At 52.5% G+C, this 14,974-nt stretch carries 14 protein-coding genes; 2 read left to right on the forward strand and 12 right to left on the reverse strand.

The window, feature by feature from the left end:
* Nucleotides 1-153 precede the first annotated feature (153 nt).
* Nucleotides 154-1,998, forward strand: a complete 1,845-nt coding sequence (locus DWZ76_RS01745; RefSeq protein ID WP_118471592.1) for a DUF885 domain-containing protein — start codon at nt 154-156, stop codon at nt 1,996-1,998.
* A 73-nt stretch (nt 1,999-2,071) separates the two neighbouring features.
* Here the strand turns inward: DWZ76_RS01745 and DWZ76_RS01750 are convergent, their stop codons facing one another.
* The 4 genes from DWZ76_RS01750 to DWZ76_RS01765 all read right to left on the reverse strand — a co-directional run bounded on the left by DWZ76_RS01750 (nt 2,072) and on the right by DWZ76_RS01765 (nt 4,737).
* Nucleotides 2,072-2,605 (reverse strand): GerMN domain-containing protein, encoded by a 534-nt coding sequence (locus DWZ76_RS01750; RefSeq protein ID WP_022358467.1) that lies wholly within the window; start codon nt 2,603-2,605, stop codon nt 2,072-2,074.
* Between the two features lie 105 nt (nt 2,606-2,710).
* The gene (locus DWZ76_RS01755; protein WP_022358468.1) at nt 2,711-3,157 is read right to left on the reverse strand and encodes a MarR family transcriptional regulator; all 447 of its coding nucleotides are present in this window, start codon (nt 3,155-3,157) and stop codon (nt 2,711-2,713) included.
* 237 nt (nt 3,158-3,394) lie between these two features.
* On the reverse strand, nt 3,395-3,931 hold the full coding sequence (locus tag DWZ76_RS01760) for a hypothetical protein (protein WP_022359373.1): 537 nt from the start codon (nt 3,929-3,931) through the stop codon (nt 3,395-3,397).
* A gap of 164 nt (nt 3,932-4,095) precedes the next feature.
* Nucleotides 4,096-4,737 carry a nucleoside recognition domain-containing protein gene (locus DWZ76_RS01765; protein WP_118471594.1) on the reverse strand — a complete coding sequence of 214 codons (642 nt, stop codon included), beginning with the start codon at nt 4,735-4,737 and terminating at the stop codon, nt 4,096-4,098.
* Between the two features lie 277 nt (nt 4,738-5,014).
* Between DWZ76_RS01765 and DWZ76_RS01770 the strand changes: the two genes are divergently transcribed.
* Nucleotides 5,015-6,889 (forward strand): ABC-ATPase domain-containing protein, encoded by a 1,875-nt coding sequence (locus tag DWZ76_RS01770; protein WP_118471596.1) that lies wholly within the window; start codon nt 5,015-5,017, stop codon nt 6,887-6,889.
* A gap of 139 nt (nt 6,890-7,028) precedes the next feature.
* On the opposite strand, the gene DWZ76_RS01775 is transcribed toward DWZ76_RS01770, so the two are convergent.
* The 8 genes from DWZ76_RS01775 to acpP form a co-directional block, all read right to left on the reverse strand.
* Nucleotides 7,029-8,135: a nitronate monooxygenase family protein gene (locus tag DWZ76_RS01775; protein WP_107000849.1), complete on the reverse strand. Its 1,107-nt coding sequence runs from the start codon at nt 8,133-8,135 to the stop codon at nt 7,029-7,031.
* Nucleotides 8,136-8,196: 61 nt separating this feature from the next.
* Nucleotides 8,197-10,089, reverse strand: a complete 1,893-nt coding sequence (gene accD, locus DWZ76_RS01780; RefSeq protein ID WP_118468872.1) for an acetyl-CoA carboxylase, carboxyltransferase subunit beta — start codon at nt 10,087-10,089, stop codon at nt 8,197-8,199.
* A 20-nt stretch (nt 10,090-10,109) separates the two neighbouring features.
* The gene (gene fabZ, locus DWZ76_RS01785) at nt 10,110-10,532 is read right to left on the reverse strand and encodes a 3-hydroxyacyl-ACP dehydratase FabZ (RefSeq protein WP_022359380.1); all 423 of its coding nucleotides are present in this window, start codon (nt 10,530-10,532) and stop codon (nt 10,110-10,112) included.
* 124 nt (nt 10,533-10,656) lie between these two features.
* Nucleotides 10,657-11,901: a beta-ketoacyl-ACP synthase II gene (fabF, locus tag DWZ76_RS01790; protein WP_107000851.1), complete on the reverse strand. Its 1,245-nt coding sequence runs from the start codon at nt 11,899-11,901 to the stop codon at nt 10,657-10,659.
* Between the two features lie 159 nt (nt 11,902-12,060).
* Nucleotides 12,061-12,801 carry a 3-oxoacyl-[acyl-carrier-protein] reductase gene (fabG, locus tag DWZ76_RS01795; protein ID WP_118471598.1) on the reverse strand — a complete coding sequence of 247 codons (741 nt, stop codon included), beginning with the start codon at nt 12,799-12,801 and terminating at the stop codon, nt 12,061-12,063.
* Nucleotides 12,795-13,727, reverse strand: coding sequence for an ACP S-malonyltransferase (gene fabD, locus DWZ76_RS01800; RefSeq protein ID WP_022360535.1), 933 nt, complete (start codon nt 13,725-13,727; stop codon nt 12,795-12,797). The genes fabG and fabD overlap by 7 nt, the downstream gene beginning before the upstream one ends.
* A 17-nt stretch (nt 13,728-13,744) precedes the next feature.
* Nucleotides 13,745-14,671, reverse strand: a complete 927-nt coding sequence (gene fabK, locus DWZ76_RS01805) for an enoyl-[acyl-carrier-protein] reductase FabK (protein WP_022360534.1) — start codon at nt 14,669-14,671, stop codon at nt 13,745-13,747.
* Nucleotides 14,671-14,904 carry an acyl carrier protein gene (gene acpP, locus DWZ76_RS01810; protein WP_022360533.1) on the reverse strand — a complete coding sequence of 78 codons (234 nt, stop codon included), beginning with the start codon at nt 14,902-14,904 and terminating at the stop codon, nt 14,671-14,673. The genes fabK and acpP overlap by 1 nt, the downstream gene beginning before the upstream one ends.
* Between the last annotated feature and the right edge of the window lie 70 nt (nt 14,905-14,974).

Genomic DNA, 14,974 nt, shown 5'->3' on the forward strand with positions numbered 1-14,974 from the left:
ATGGTTTTCCATCTGCGATTAAAGGCAAGCCACCTTCTTTTCTCTGCCTTTTCTTCATATATAAATATATAGATTAAGTCTATCTGTTTTGCATCCCTTTGTCAAGTATGGTATACTTGCAGACATATATATTTGTTTTGGAGGTATTATATTATGCAGAAACGCTTTTCCTTCCCGCCCCTGCCGCGCACAGCGCTCGCGATCGCTGCAGCTGCTGCCCTGGCGCTCTCCGGATGCGCTGGTTCTTCCGGCTCAGGAACCCCCGCCGAATCCTACGCCGCTTCCGGGCAGACTGGTTCTCCTTCCAATGCATCGTCCGATGCTGCCAGCGAACAGGCGCGTTTTGATGCGTTTCTCGCACACCAGTTTCAAGAAAGCGTGCAGGATGATCCGCTCTCCCTTCATTTTCTTGTCCGGAATCCGGAAAATTACGGTATCACCGAACCGGAGATGAAATTTCCAGAATATTCCCTGGAACAGCTTCAAAAAGATTCCGAGGAAAACGCGGCCATTCTTGAGGAACTTTCTTCCTTCGATACCTCTCTCTTGACCTCCGACCAGCTCTTCACCTACCGGATGATGAAGGACACACTGGAGACGGAAGCCGGCTCGAAGGGACTGGAACTCTACAATCAGCCGTTAAGCGCCCTGATCGGCACGCAGGCGGAACTTCCGACCTTATTAGCCGAATATACATTTTACAACCGTGCCGACATCGACCATTACCTGGCACTGCTTTCGCAGATCGACACATATTACAAGCAGCTCGCAACGTATGAACAGGCGCAGGCAGACGCCGGTCTCGCACCGTCCGACGACACCATCGACCGGATTTTAAAATCCTGTAAAAGCTACCTCATCCGCCCGGAAAACAGCCTGCTGACGGAAACATTTGCCTCCCGCTTAAATGCGGTTGAGGGCTTAAGCAATGCAGAAAAGGCGTCCTACAAAGCAAAACATCTGACCATTTTAAAGGAACACTTTATCCCGGCATATACAAACCTCTCTAAAGCACTGGAATCGCTCAAGGGCTCCCATCCGGAGGCAGGAGGACTTAGCACCTACGAACACGGCAGGGAGTATTATGCCTATCTTGCGGCGGCGCTGACCGGCACAGATTCTTCGGTCGATGCGCTCAAAACGCGGATTGAGAAGCAGATGCAGGCAGATTTATCCGAAATCCGCGTCCGCTTAAAGGAACATCCGGAACTCGTCCGGCAGATGACCGACTCTGCCATCACACTCTCCGATCCGGATGAGATCCTTCAGAATTTACAGACGCAGATTCAGGATGATTTCCCGGCGCTTACAGATACCTCCTACGCGATCAAATACGTCCCGGAAGCGCTGGAATCTTCCCTGTCCCCGGCGTTTTTCCTCGTACCGCCGATCGATTCCGACGGTTCCAACACCATTTACATCAACGAAAAAGCAAGCACTGAGCAGAACCTCTACACCATGCTGGCGCACGAGGGCTATCCGGGGCATCTCTACCAGTCGGCTTATTTCAATGACCGGGAGCCGGTTCCGGTACGGCGGCTTCTTGCCTGCGGCGGCTACAACGAAGGCTGGGGACTCTACAGCGAACTGTACGCCTACTCCTTCGACAACGGACTGCCGGAAGCGGTCAAACCGCTGATGCGCTGCAGCGAAGCCAGCAGCTACGGGCTGTACGCGCTTCTCGACATCTGCATCCACTATGATGGCTGGGATCTCGCCACAACCACCAGTTATCTGGAAAATTCCTACGGATTTACGGATCCGGAATCCGCGCGCGAGATATACCTGGCAATCATTGATAATCCGGGCAATTACCTGAAATACTATATCGGCTATCTGGAAATCCTGACCATGCGCCAGGAAGCCGAGGAGGTACTTGGAAACAAATTCAACGCCAAGAGCTTCCACCAGTTCATCCTGAACATGGACGGCGCTTCCTTCCGGGTCATCAAACCGTATTTTCAAACATGGCTGATGACGGAGAAATTGCACGTATAAGAGAAAAAGAGCGGTATCTCCCTGTATGCATCCGCAGACTTCAGGGATCCCGCTCTTTTCGCATTTTCATGCTTTAGTTTACTTTCTTGTAATTCTTCTCAAAGCTCATCGGACCGTCGCCGATCTTCTCGCCTGCTACGCTCAACTCCAGCGTCTTTGCCTCGTAGTTCTGGATAAATGTATTGGCAATGGCCATGACAACCAGCTTGTCAGAGGACTCCTTTAAGGAGGAGAGATCCAGCGTCAGGGCGCCGTCCTTCTGCTCAAATTTATCCACGGTGATTCCCTCTTCAATGACGCCCACCTCTGCCATCTTATCAAGCAGTTCCTGTGCATCCAGCTCATCGCCGTCAATGCCATCCATATTCTGTTTTAAGCCGCTCTTATCAGATTTTACAGAATATACGCAAACGGTTACCGTCGGATCTGCATCCGTTACCACCATGCTTTCTTTCTCAGCCACGCCGTCTACAGTCTCCTGCTGCGCCGCACCTGCCGGGGCAGTTCCATGTTCGCTGGTTTCTCCTGTATTTCTTGCCGTCGGCGCACATGCGCCCAGAACAGCTGCCATCATAAGACCAGCTGCCATTACCATAAATTTCTTCATAATGTACCTCCTTGTATTCTCCTCGCAGCAGTTGCTTCACGGTTTTCGCAACCGTTTTTGTCTTTCACACCTGTTTCCATCCAGTGCAGACTACATCCATTCTTTTTACCGCTGCCCATCCTTACTCCTAAACCACTGATTCAGCTTCATCAGCGCCTTTACCAACGTCTGCATCTCATCTTCCGACAGATCGCTTGTCAGGCTCTCGATCATCTCCCGGTGGAACCGGGCGTGATGCCCATACGCTTTTCTGCCCCGCTCTGAAAGAGAAATATATACGACCCGCCGATCCTCGAGTCCCCGGCTTCGTTCCACATAGCCTTTTTTGACCAGGCTGTTCATGGCAATCGTGAGCGTTCCCACCGTAACGGACAGTTCTCTGGCAATCGATGACATATTTTTCGGTTCACCAATCCCGATCGCTTCGATCACATGCATATCGTTATTCGTGATGTCTTTAAACTCCGGCGTAATGATTACCTTCTGTTCTATGTCCATCACATCGCGGAACAGCGTCACCAGAAGCTCATTCAGCGTCTCATAATTTCCCACAGTTTTCCCTCTCATCCTTGGTTTCAGCGCGCAAAACGGCAATTTACCCTACCGATTATACAATATTCTGTGCGGCAAGACAACTAGCAAATTTCTTACATCTTCTCTTATAACATGGCACTTGTTACTGTTCACGCACACGTACCCAGTAACGGAATTTGCCGATGCTTCGCATTCCAAACCGGCAAAATCTGCAGCCAGAACTGTATCGTATGGAATTTTCAGTTCAGAAAATTCCTACCCGTGAACAGTTACCATGGCACTACATAAGATACTCGCCACAAGCCCCGCGAACGTTGCAATCAGCGCCCCCGCAAGCGTCCATCGCGTCTTTGAGATCCGCACGGTCAGATAGTAGACACTCATCGTATAAAAAACCGTCTCCGTGCAGCTCTCAAGAACCGACACCATCATGCCGAGCCGCGAATCGGGTCCATACGTTTTAAAAATATCTAAGAGCAGCCCCGTCGCCGCCGAACTGGACACCAGACGCACCAGAAGCAGTGGAACCACCTGTGCCGGTATATGCAGAAATGCCGCCGGTCCCGCCAGCACCCCGGAGAGGAAATCGAGAAAACCGGAGGTCCGAAGCACGCCGACCGCCGCCATCAGTCCCACCAGCGTCGGCAGGATTCCAGCCACCGTTTTAAGCCCCGCAAGCGCCCCTTCGATAAAATCATCAAAAACCGGGCGTTTCTGAAGCACCGCAAACCCAACGATATAAAACAAAACAACCGGAACCAGGTATTCAGAGAGGTAATTAATGCAGCGCATTCGACGGCTCCCGTGTCTATACTTGTTTTATATGTATGGTTTGAATCCGCGTTCTATGATAATGGATCTGTTTCCAGAGCCCCTTATTTTAACAAGGGCATTATAGGGGATAAATTTGTTTTTTGTGTGAAATTTTTCCCCTACATGACGCCAAATTACGTTTTCTATTTCCAGCTACCCTTTTTTATTGATTTATATTGCTTTCTCCTGCACATCACGCGGCACACCGCCACTCCTGCCAGCGTGCTGACACAGGTCGCCAGGAACGCCGGACCGGCCACGGCCAGCGGGTGCGCCGATCCGTACTGGCTCCGGTAGGCAATCATATTGATAGGAATGAGCTGCAGCGATGAAATATTTACGACCAGAAACGTACACATTTCATCGCTCGCCGTTCCCTGTGTGACCGCCGCCGGATCCCCCGCCGCTCTCCGTTCCTCCTCCAGTTCTTCCAGCTCCTTCATCGCCGTAAGCCCCGCCGGGGTCGCCGCCCAGCCAAGCCCCAGCATATTGGCAATCATATTGGCGGCCATCGAAGAAAGCGCCGGATGACCCGCTGGAATGCGTGGAAAGAGGAAATGAAGCACCGGCCGCATCCCCGCCGACAACTGCTCAATCAGCCCCGCCCGCCGTCCGATCTCCAAAATTCCCGTCCAGAACGCCATCACCCCCAGCATCGTGATTCCCAGCGAAACTGCATCCCCCGCCGCTGCAAGCATTCCCTCCGTCACCGCCCCCAGCGTCCCATGCACCGTCGCCCAGCCAAGCCCCGTAAGCATCATAAACGCCCAGAGTGCATTTAACATGCATCTACCTCCCTGCTGTCATATGGTGCGCTCAGAACATTTTATACTCAGACAAGTATAAAAAGACGCTAAACATACACCATAAATAAATACAATTATATCATTTCTTTTCGTCCATTCCGCTTGCATTTCAGAATTTGGATCTTTAAAATAAGAACTATCATCTCCTTCACATGACAGACATTCTTTGAAAAAGGTCATTTTATATGGATTCTCCTGCCAAAAACCGTGAAGACATTGAAATATGATTTAATATTATGAAAACGAGGTATTCAGAATGAAACAATCCGCAGATTTAAAGCGTCTCCTCACCTCCATCGATCACAAAAGCTACCCGGCTTACAAGGATGTGCGCGGCGCTTATGATTTTAATACGTATATTTTATCCATCGACCATGTACAGGGTGACCCATTTGCTTCCCCTTCCAAGGTCAGTGTCCAGATCCGCCATACGAAAGCCGGATTCCCGGCAGAGCTCTTTGATACGCCGTGGAAAAAAACGGCGCTCGAAGATTACCTGCTCCGCTGTTTTTCCCGTGAGATCGGACGTCTTTCTTTCAAGGCAAAAGGTTCTGGAAAAAGCGGTCTGATCGCCACCAGCCGTCCCGGTCAGGAGGTTCTCTCCCGGACCGCCTGCGAGATCGGGAGAAATGAGATTACAGCCCGTTTTGAGGTTGGTTTCCCGGCATTCGGGCGCACCATCAACTCAGGTGAACTGATCCGGATTTTCTTTGATTTTCTTCCAGGCTGTGTCGAAAACGTCTTTTTCTACCGCCGCCAGAACAACGCCGAAATCAAAAACCGCATCACGCTGGCAGACGACCAGCAATTTATCCGCAATGAGCTGAAACGCTTAGATCTCGTCTCCTTCGTTGCAGACGGCTCAATCCTGCCGCGTGAAACCGGCGTCTCCGACCGTCCGATGAAGGGCAGTGTGGCGTTCCATTCCCCGGATTCCTTAAGAATCACTCTGAATCTTCCGGGACACGGTCCGATCTCCGGCATGGCAATCCACCGCGGCATCACCCTGATCGTGGGCGGCGGCTACCACGGCAAATCCACACTGCTAAAAGCGCTGGAATCCGGCGTCTACAACCATATTCCAGGGGATGGACGTGAATATGTCATCACCGATGAAACCGCAGTCAAGCTGCGCGCCGAGGATGGACGCAGCATCAACCACGTTGATATTTCCCTCTTTATCCGGGATCTGCCGAACAAAAAAGACACCACCTGCTTTTCCACCGCCGATGCCAGCGGCAGTACCTCCCAGGCGGCAGCCGTGATCGAAAGCATTGAAGCGGGAACCCGCGCTTTCCTGATCGATGAGGACACCTCCGCTACCAACTTCATGCTGCGGGACGACCTGATGCAGCGCATCGTCAGCCGCGATAAAGAGCCGATCACCCCGTTCATCGAACGCGCCCGCGATCTCTACAAGCAGGCAGGCATCTCCACCGTCCTCGTAGCTGGAAGCTCCGGTGCCTACTTCTTCATCGCAGACACTATCATCCAGATGGATGCATACCGCCCGTTTGATATCACGGAGATGGTAAAAAATGCCTGCGAACAGGAAGTTTCCAAACCCGCCATCCAGGCTCCTGGGTTCAAGCTCCCGACGGCTGGGCGGAAGCTGGCGGCTGACGGAACAGGACGGGCTGTGGGCGCGATGGCACTGAATTTTGGCGACAGCCGCGCAGAAGCAGGCGGTGAATCTCAGGAAGAGGGCGAAAACAGCGGTCGTTCTGGACGGTTTGGCAATCGCGGCGGCAGCGCCTCCGATGCAGGACGCTTTGAACGCGGTCGCGGAGGACGCCGCGAAGCTGACCGAAATTCCGACCGGAACACGCGTATCAAAGTCCGTGTCCACGACAAACACTCTTTCCAGGTTGCCAAAGAGCCGGTCGATCTGCGCTTCGTCGAACAGCTTGCCGACAGCGAGCAGACCGCCGCACTCGCCCAGATGGTGCGCTACTGCCTGGAAAAAGGGCTTCTGGAGCGCTGCACCGTACAGGAAACGGTTGCCACACTCTTAAAAGCCTATGAAGCAGACGGGCTCTCTGTGTTCAGCGATGCTTCATATGCGGTCATGGGACTGGCAATGCCGCGCGTGCAGGAAATTTATGCTTGTTTGAATCGTTTTAGGGGATGATTTTTAAGATAAATATAAAAAGAGGGCTGCATTTTGCAAACCCTCTTTTTATATTTTTGCATCTTATATCAAACTATTTGCAAGTTTCATCTTGGCTTATCCCTGAACTCTGCCAAAATCTATGGTGCCAAGATCTATCCTACCCTTCGCACAGCGCCCGCATCACGCCCTCAACCGTCTCGATTTTCTCTGCTCTCCACGCGTTTCCGCCGCAGAAAATCAACGCATGATCTTCATCACCGCGGGCGGCATTGACGAGTGCCTGCGTGATGCAGTATGGGATCTTCGCCGGATCACAGTGTTCCAGACACTGGTAACAGTGTGTCACTGCCTGTCTTCCTTTTTCCAGTTCTTTTAAGAACGCATTCTTGATCGCACGTCCCGGCATGCCGACCGGACTTTTGACAATCACGATGTCCTCTTCCTTCGCATCCAGATATGCCTGCTTATATGCCATCGGTGCATCGCATTCCTCGGTTGTCACAAAACGGGTTGCCACCTGCACGCCGTCCGCGCCAAGCTCCATCTGGTGCATCACATCCGCATGGTCGTAGATGCCGCCAGCCGTCACAACCGGAATCGATTTGCCATATTTCTGCGCGTATTTTTTAACCAGCGCGATAATTCCCCGCACTTCCTCGTCATATTCCGCCTGATGGAATGTCTCGGCTGCGTGCGGCGTGTCTACCTCCAGCTCGGTCAGCTTCTCACGGTCAAATCCCAGATGTCCGCCCGCCAGAGGTCCCTCAACGACCACCAGATCCGGTGCGGTCTGGTACTTGCGGTCCCACATCCGACAGATGACCGTCGCCGCCTTAACGGAGGAAACGATCGGCGCAATCTTCGTCGCCGTCCCTTTCACATACTCCGGCAGGGAAACAGGAAGTCCTGCGCCCGATATGATCAGGTCAGCGCCCGCCTTGACCGCCGTTTTAACGTACTCCGCATAGTTTTTCGTTGCCACCATGATATTAAAGCCCACGATGCCGCCCTTCGCGATCGCGCGCGCCTTCTGCAACTCTGAACCGATCGCGCGCAGGTTCGCCTCCTGCGGATGTTCGGCAAAATCCGGCTCCCGGAAACCGATCTGGGCAGTGGAAATAATGCCGATGCCGCCAGCCCCCGCCACGGCTCCTGCCAGCGAGGACAGGCTGATGCCAACCCCCATACCGCCCTGGATGATCGGAAGCTTCGCCGTCAGATCACCAATTTTCAGCGGTTTTAACTGTGATAAAATTGTACTCATACGATCTCCTATATTCACAAAGGGGACCGCCGCGCGGCAACCCCCTTTCAATATCTATTTTTTAGATTTTTCTAAAACGTTCATACCGCTGCTCCGCGATCTCATCCGGTGTCTTTTCCGCGCAGGACTGGAAGAACTCGCGCATATGGCGGTCGATGATGCGTCCGATCTCCTCGATGTTGTCATCGGTTGCCGGCTCATCCTCGCAGATAATGCGCTCGATCATGCCAAGCTCATACAGATCCTCTGCCGTCATCTTCATGACCTTCGCCGCCTCGCTGGCTCTCTTGGCATCTTTCCACAGAATCGAAGCAAAGCCCTCCGGAGAAAGGATCGAGTAGGTCGCATTCTCCATCATCCATACCTCGTTGGAAACCGCCAGCGCCAGTGCGCCGCCGCTGCCGCCCTGACCGGTGATAATCGCCAGAATCGGCACCTTCATATCCGACATCTCAAAGAGGTTGCGGGCAATCGCCTCGCCCTGGCCTCTCTCCTCTGCCTCCATACCCGGGAATGCACCTGGCGTATCGACAAAACAGATGATCGGACGGTTAAATTTCGCCGCCTGTTTCATCAGACGGAGCGCCTTTCTGTATCCTTCCGGAGACGGCATGCCGAAGTTGTGCTTCATGCTGTCTTTCGGGGATTTACCTCTCTCCTGTCCAATGACCGTGACCGGCATTCCATAGAAAGATGCCACACCGCCGATGACCGCCATATCATCGCCATAATACCGGTCGCCGTGGAACTCGGTAAAATCGTCAAACAGGATCCGGATATAATCGCTGGCGTTCAGACGTCCGGCGCTACGGGACTGGCGTACTGCCTCCCAGGCGTCTCTCTCTCGACCTGCGATCTTATTTAAGGTCTTCTGGCGCATGATACCGGAGAACGGTGCTTTCCGGCTCTTTAACTTGCCTTCCTCCACAGAAGCTGCTTTTTCTGCCCTGGATGCAGATGCCGCTTCTGTGTGGTTCTCCGCCTCGTCGTTCCATTTCTCCCAGCCATGCTCCTGGCTGTGAAGCTTCAAAATCTGTCCCAGAACACGCTTCTGATCTTTTCTTTCCACGATCTGATCCACAAAACCGTGTGTCAGCTGGAACTCGGCTCTCTGGAAGCCCTCCGGGAGCTTCTGGCCGATCGTCTGCTCGATGACACGCGGACCCGCAAATCCAATCAGCGCTCCCGGCTCTGCCAGGATGATATCGCCCAGGGACGCAAAGCTTGCCGTTACGCCGCCGGTGGTCGGATCCGTCATAAAGCTTATGTAGAGAAGTCCCGCCTCGGAATGACGTTTTAAGGCTGCGGAAGTTTTCGCCATCTGCATCAGGGAGATCATGCCCTCCTGCATTCTCGCGCCGCCGGAGGCCGCGTAGATGATAACCGGAAGCCGTTCCTCGGTCGCACGCTCTACCGCACGGGCAATCTTCTCTCCCATGTTGTGACCCATGCTGCTCATCAGGAAACGGGAGTCGCAGACCGCGATCACAGTCTCATAACCGTGAATCTTTCCCTTACCAGTGACAACCGCCTCATTTAACTCGGTTTTCTCTCTGGCTGCCTCAACCTTGCCCTCATAGCCCGGAAATGCAAGCGGATTGACCACAGACATCTCCTTATCCCACTCTTCAAAGGTACCTTCATCGATCAGCATCTCAATCCGGCGGTACGCATGCATCCGGAAATATCCGCCGCAGCGCGGGCACACATACAGGTTGTCCTTGACATCCTGCACCAGAATCGGTTTCTCACATTTATTACACTTACGCCATAAAGAACGCAGACTTTCCGGCGTCATCGCCGTCGGACGGCTCGGAATCTTCTCCGGTTTTTCCTGTGCTGCCTCTGCCGCCCTTTTATCTGCTTTCGCACTCTCCGCACGGCTTACGCCGGCAGAACCGTGGTCGTTTGTATTGATCGAAGTATACGATTTCTTAAACAGATTTTTAAACATCTCTTATTCAACCTCACTTATTAGCCAATCATAAACGTCAGCTCTGCGGAAACAGCCAGCTTGCCATCGACGGTTGCCGTCGCACTTCCGATGCCGACCGGTCCTTTTCTCTTGATGATATGGCACTCCAGCTTTAACTTGTCGCCCGGAACTACCTTTTTCTTGAATTTTGCGTTGTTGATTGCCCCGAAATATGCCGTCCTGCCCTTATTTCCTTCTTCACTTAAAATCGCAACCGCGCCGACCTGCGCCAGCGCCTCCACGATCAGGACGCCCGGCATGACCGGCTCCTGCGGAAAATGACCTGCAAACCACGGCTCGTTGTATGTTACATTTTTATATCCAACCGCGCCCTCGCCCGGTGTCACTTCCTCGATACAGTCGATCAAAAGAAACGGATGACGGTGCGGGATGATCTCCTGGATCTCTTTAATTCCCATCATAATTTCAGTTACCTCTTTCGCTTTCCCAGACATCCTTTTTGTATGCTGCAAGTCTCTTCCGCCAGCTCCAGTGCGCTGCTTCCAATCATTCAATCATCCACACAAAAACGTCCTCAAATTATATTTAGTCCTCAAATTTCTTGATTACCAGGCTGGCATTGACACCACCAAATCCCAGGGAGTTGGTCAGGGCATAGTGGATATCCATCGGAACACCCTCGCCCATCGTGTAATCCAGATCGCAGCCCTCGCCTGCCTCTTTTAAACCTGCGGTTGCGTGTACAAATCCATCCTCAATGGATTTCACGCAGGCGATAAACTCAACACCGCCCGCTGCACCTAAAAGATGTCCAATCATCGACTTAGTGGAGTTAATTTTTACCTTGTAAGCGTGGTCGCCCAGCGCTTTTTTCACTGCCATCGTCTCGAAGAGATCGTTATGGTGTGTACTGGTTCCATGTGCATTGATGTAATCAATCTTCTCCGGTGCGATACCTGCATCCTTGAGCGCCATCTCCATCGCATACGCTGCGCCGCTTCCATCCTCTGCCGGGGAAGTGATGTGGAATGCATCGTTGCTTCCGCCGTAGCCGACTACCTCTGCCAGAATCTTTGCGCCGCGCTTCTGCGCGTGCTCTAAGGACTCCAGAACTACGATACCAGCGCCCTCGCCCATGACAAAACCATCGCGGTCCTTATCAAACGGACGGGATGCCGTCTCCGGGTCATCATTGGTAGAAAGAGCCGTCAGAGCCGCGAAACCTGCCATACCGAGCGGTGTGATCGCAGACTCGGTACCACCGGCTACCATCACGTCTGCCTCGCCGTACTGGATCGAGCGGAACGCCTCACCGATAGAGTTCGTACCGGTCGCACAGGCAGTTACCACGTTGATGGATTTGCCCTTTAAACCATAATGCATTGCCACATTACCGACTGCCATGTTGCTGATCATCATCGGAACGAGCAGCGGGTTCACACGGTTCGGTCCTTTTTCCAGCATTTTTTTGTGCTCACGTTCCATCGCCTGTAAGCTTCCGATACCGGAACCGATGCTGGTTCCCACGCGGAACGGATCCTCTTTTTCCATATCCAGACCCGCCTGTGCAATCGCCTCACCGGCTGCCGCTACCGCATACTGGGAAAACGGCTCCATACGTCTCGCTGCCTTCGGATCCATGTATTTCTTCGGATCAAAATCCTTCACCTCGCCTGCCAGCTTTGCCTTATAATCGGTTGTATCAAAATATGTGATCGGCGCGATACCGACTTTTTTATCCTTTAATCCCTGCCAGAAGCTTGCTACGTCATTTCCAATCGGAGTGATCGCTCCCAGACCGGTTACTACTACACGTGTCTTATTTCCCATCTAAAAACCTGCCTTTCTATCGTCACAGTTCACACGTTGTGCAAACTGCGACACGATTTTGCCGATGCTTCGCATTCCAAATCGGCAAAATCTGCTGCCACTACGTTATCGTACGCCACTTTCGGTTCCAAAAGTGCCTATCTGTAAAGCACCTTTTCCCTACATCGCCATTCCGCCGTCCACGCACAGAACCTGTCCTGTGATGTAAGCTGCGCGGTCAGAAGCCAGAAATACGGCTGCCTGCGCTACATCCTCGGTCGTACCGAAACGTTTTAACGGAATCTGCTCGCCCATCGCCTTCTTCACATCGTCCGGAAGAACGGCGGTCATTTCCGTATCAATAAATCCCGGTGCAATCGCGTTGACCGTGATACCACGGCTTCCAATCTCCCTTGCCACGGATTTGGTCAGTCCGATCACGCCCGCCTTGGACGCACAGTAATTTGCCTGTCCCGCATTTCCCATCACGCCGGAAACAGAGGAAATATTGATGATGCGTCCGCCCTTCTGCTTTAACATCTGGCGGGATACGTGCTTAATGCAGTTAAATGCGCCCTTTAAGTTCGTATCGATGACGGCGTCAAACTCTTCCTCACTCATCTTCATCAGAAGATTGTCACGGGTAATGCCCGCGTTGTTGACTAAAATATCAATTCTCTTATAGCGGCTGATAATGTCCTTTAAGAACACCTCCGCCGCGCTGTAATCCGAAACGTTGCACTGAACGGCTTCCGCCTGTCCGCCCGCCTCGGTAATTTCCTTTACGACATCCTCTGCTTTTGCCGCAGAGCCATTATAATTGACGATCACCACAGCGCCCTCTTTCGCCATCGAAATAGCGATCTGACGGCCAATTCCGCGGCTGGCACCTGTCACAACTGCTACTTTTCCATTTAACATCCAAGCGCCTCCTTTACTTTGTCGATATCTTCCAGTTTCTCTATATTGAACGCCTTCGCGTTTTTGTCGATTTTACGCATGAAACCAGTCAGGGTCTTACCCGGTCCGATCTCAATAAATGTGTCCACACCATCTGCTAACATCTTCCGGATCGTCTGCTCCCAGCGGACGGAGGAAGAAACCTGCTTCATCAGAAGCGGCTTTACATCGGCTGCATCGGTCACATAATCTGCCGTCACATTCGCAATATACGGAATCTCCGGTGTATGAATCTCAACGGTATCGAGTACCTTTCCAAGCTTCTCGCCAGCTCCCACTAACATCTTGGAATGGAACGGTCCGCTTACCTTTAACGGAAGAACGCGTTTTGCGCCCGCTTCCTTCAATTTCTCTCCTGCCTCGGCAACCGCCTCTGTCTTACCAGAGATAACAATCTGTCCCGGGCAGTTATAGTTGGCAATCTGCACGCCCTCGATCGGCGCGATCACCTCTTCGATCTTCTCTGCATCCATCGCCAGTACGGCAGACATGGCGCCCTGACCAACCGGGACTTCGCCCTGCATCAGGATACCTCTCTGCCGCACGGTACGGATGGCATCTTCGTCAGACATAACGCCTGCAGCCGCCATTGCAGGATATTCTCCCAGGCTCAGGCCCGCAGCCACATCCGGGCGGATTCCGGTACGTTCCATGAATACACGCATCATCGCAAGGCTGGCGGTTACCATCGCCGGCTGCGTATACTCCGTGATATTCAGACGGTCCGTCTGCGCCGGATCAAAGCAAAGATCGGTCATTGAAAACCCAAGGATCTCGCTTGCTTTCTCAAACATCTCGCGTCCCGTTTCCGTTTCCTGATAAAAATCCTGTCCCATGCCAGTGGTCTGTGCGCCCTGACCCGGAAAAATAAATGCAATTTTGCTCATAGCGTTACACTCACTCTCTACTTTCTGCCCAAAAGCGCCTCCGCCTGGGCCATCATTTCTTCAATCATTTCCTTACAGGTCTGCTCTTTCTTCACCATACCTGCAATCTGTCCAGCCATCACGGTTCCGTTGTCCACGTCACCTTCCATGACTGCCTTCCGAAGCGTTCCAAGTGTTAAATACTCCAGTTCCTCGAACGGGCGTCCCTCTTTTTCCAGCTTCAGATACTCTCTCGTCATCTTATTTCTAAGACAGCGGATCGGATGTCCGTGACTCATACCGGTTACGGTCGAATCAATGTCCTTCGCCTTGATGACTCTGTCCTTGTAAGCCTGGCTTACGATAGATTCCTTCGATACGACGAAGCGGGTTCCCATCTGGACCGCCTCTGCGCCCAGCATAAATGCCGCCGCAATGCCGCGTCCATCTGCGATACCTCCGGCTGCAATCACCGGAATCGAAACCGCATCAACCACCTGCGGAACGAGCGTCATCGTCGTCGCCTCGCCAATGTGTCCGCCGGACTCCATGCCTTCTGCAACGACTGCATCTGCGCCGCTCTTCTCCATCAGACGTGCCTGTGCAACCGAAGCGACAACCGGAATTACCTTAATGCCGGCTTCCTTCCACATGCCCATGTATTTGCCTGGAATACCGGCGCCGGTCGTTACGACCTTGATGCCTTCTTCCACAACTACCTTTGCCACGTCATCCGCATACGGGCTCATCAGCATGACATTGACACCAAACGGCTTCTTTGTCAGCTCTCTCGCCTTGCGGATCTCCTCGCGGACAACCTCACCTGGTGCATTGGCGCCGCCAATTAAGCCCAGACCGCCAGCTTCAGAAACGGCTGCTGCCAGATGATGTTCTGCCACCCATGCCATGCCGCCCTGAATAATCGGGTATTCAATCCCCAACATTTCTGTGATCTTTGTTTTCATTATGCCTCTACACCTTTTTCTTTTAAGTAGTTCATAACATCGCCTACCGTTGCCAGGTTCTGCAGATCCTCAGCCGGGATCTCTACGGAGTACTCGTCCTCCAGAGCCATAACCAGCTCAAACAGATCCAGAGAATCAGCACCCAGATCATCCTTGAAAGAGGAAGCCTCGGTAATGGAATCTGCGTCTACGCTCAGCTGCTCTGCAATAATTTCTTTCATTTTCTCTAACATCGTTTCAATCTCCTTTTTAAATGAATTTTCTTTTTGTGACCGCAAAAATGCAATCACTGTTCTTATATTT

It is taken from the genome of Clostridium sp. AF35-15 (assembly GCF_003477745.1).
Lineage (GTDB): Bacteria > Bacillota > Clostridia > Lachnospirales > Lachnospiraceae > Otoolea > Otoolea fessa.

What these genes read in the sequence shown, in the direction of transcription:
- DWZ76_RS01745 (WP_118471592.1), top strand. Translation starts at nt 154, where the DNA reads ATGCAGAAACGCTTTTCCTTCCCGCCCCTGCCGCGCACAGCGCTCGCG.
- DWZ76_RS01750 (WP_022358467.1), bottom strand. Translation starts at nt 2,605, where the DNA reads ATGAAGAAATTTATGGTAATGGCAGCTGGTCTTATGATGGCAGCTGTT.
- DWZ76_RS01760 (WP_022359373.1), bottom strand. Translation starts at nt 3,931, where the DNA reads ATGCGCTGCATTAATTACCTCTCTGAATACCTGGTTCCGGTTGTTTTG.
- DWZ76_RS01765 (WP_118471594.1), bottom strand. Translation starts at nt 4,737, where the DNA reads ATGTTAAATGCACTCTGGGCGTTTATGATGCTTACGGGGCTTGGCTGG.
- DWZ76_RS01770 (WP_118471596.1), top strand. Translation starts at nt 5,015, where the DNA reads ATGAAACAATCCGCAGATTTAAAGCGTCTCCTCACCTCCATCGATCAC.
- DWZ76_RS01775 (WP_107000849.1), bottom strand. Translation starts at nt 8,135, where the DNA reads ATGAGTACAATTTTATCACAGTTAAAACCGCTGAAAATTGGTGATCTG.
- accD (WP_118468872.1), bottom strand. Translation starts at nt 10,089, where the DNA reads ATGTTTAAAAATCTGTTTAAGAAATCGTATACTTCGATCAATACAAAC.
- fabZ (WP_022359380.1), bottom strand. Translation starts at nt 10,532, where the DNA reads ATGATGGGAATTAAAGAGATCCAGGAGATCATCCCGCACCGTCATCCG.
- fabF (WP_107000851.1), bottom strand. Translation starts at nt 11,901, where the DNA reads ATGGGAAATAAGACACGTGTAGTAGTAACCGGTCTGGGAGCGATCACT.
- fabG (WP_118471598.1), bottom strand. Translation starts at nt 12,801, where the DNA reads ATGTTAAATGGAAAAGTAGCAGTTGTGACAGGTGCCAGCCGCGGAATT.
- fabD (WP_022360535.1), bottom strand. Translation starts at nt 13,727, where the DNA reads ATGAGCAAAATTGCATTTATTTTTCCGGGTCAGGGCGCACAGACCACT.
- fabK (WP_022360534.1), bottom strand. Translation starts at nt 14,671, where the DNA reads ATGAAAACAAAGATCACAGAAATGTTGGGGATTGAATACCCGATTATT.
- acpP (WP_022360533.1), bottom strand. Translation starts at nt 14,904, where the DNA reads ATGTTAGAGAAAATGAAAGAAATTATTGCAGAGCAGCTGAGCGTAGAC.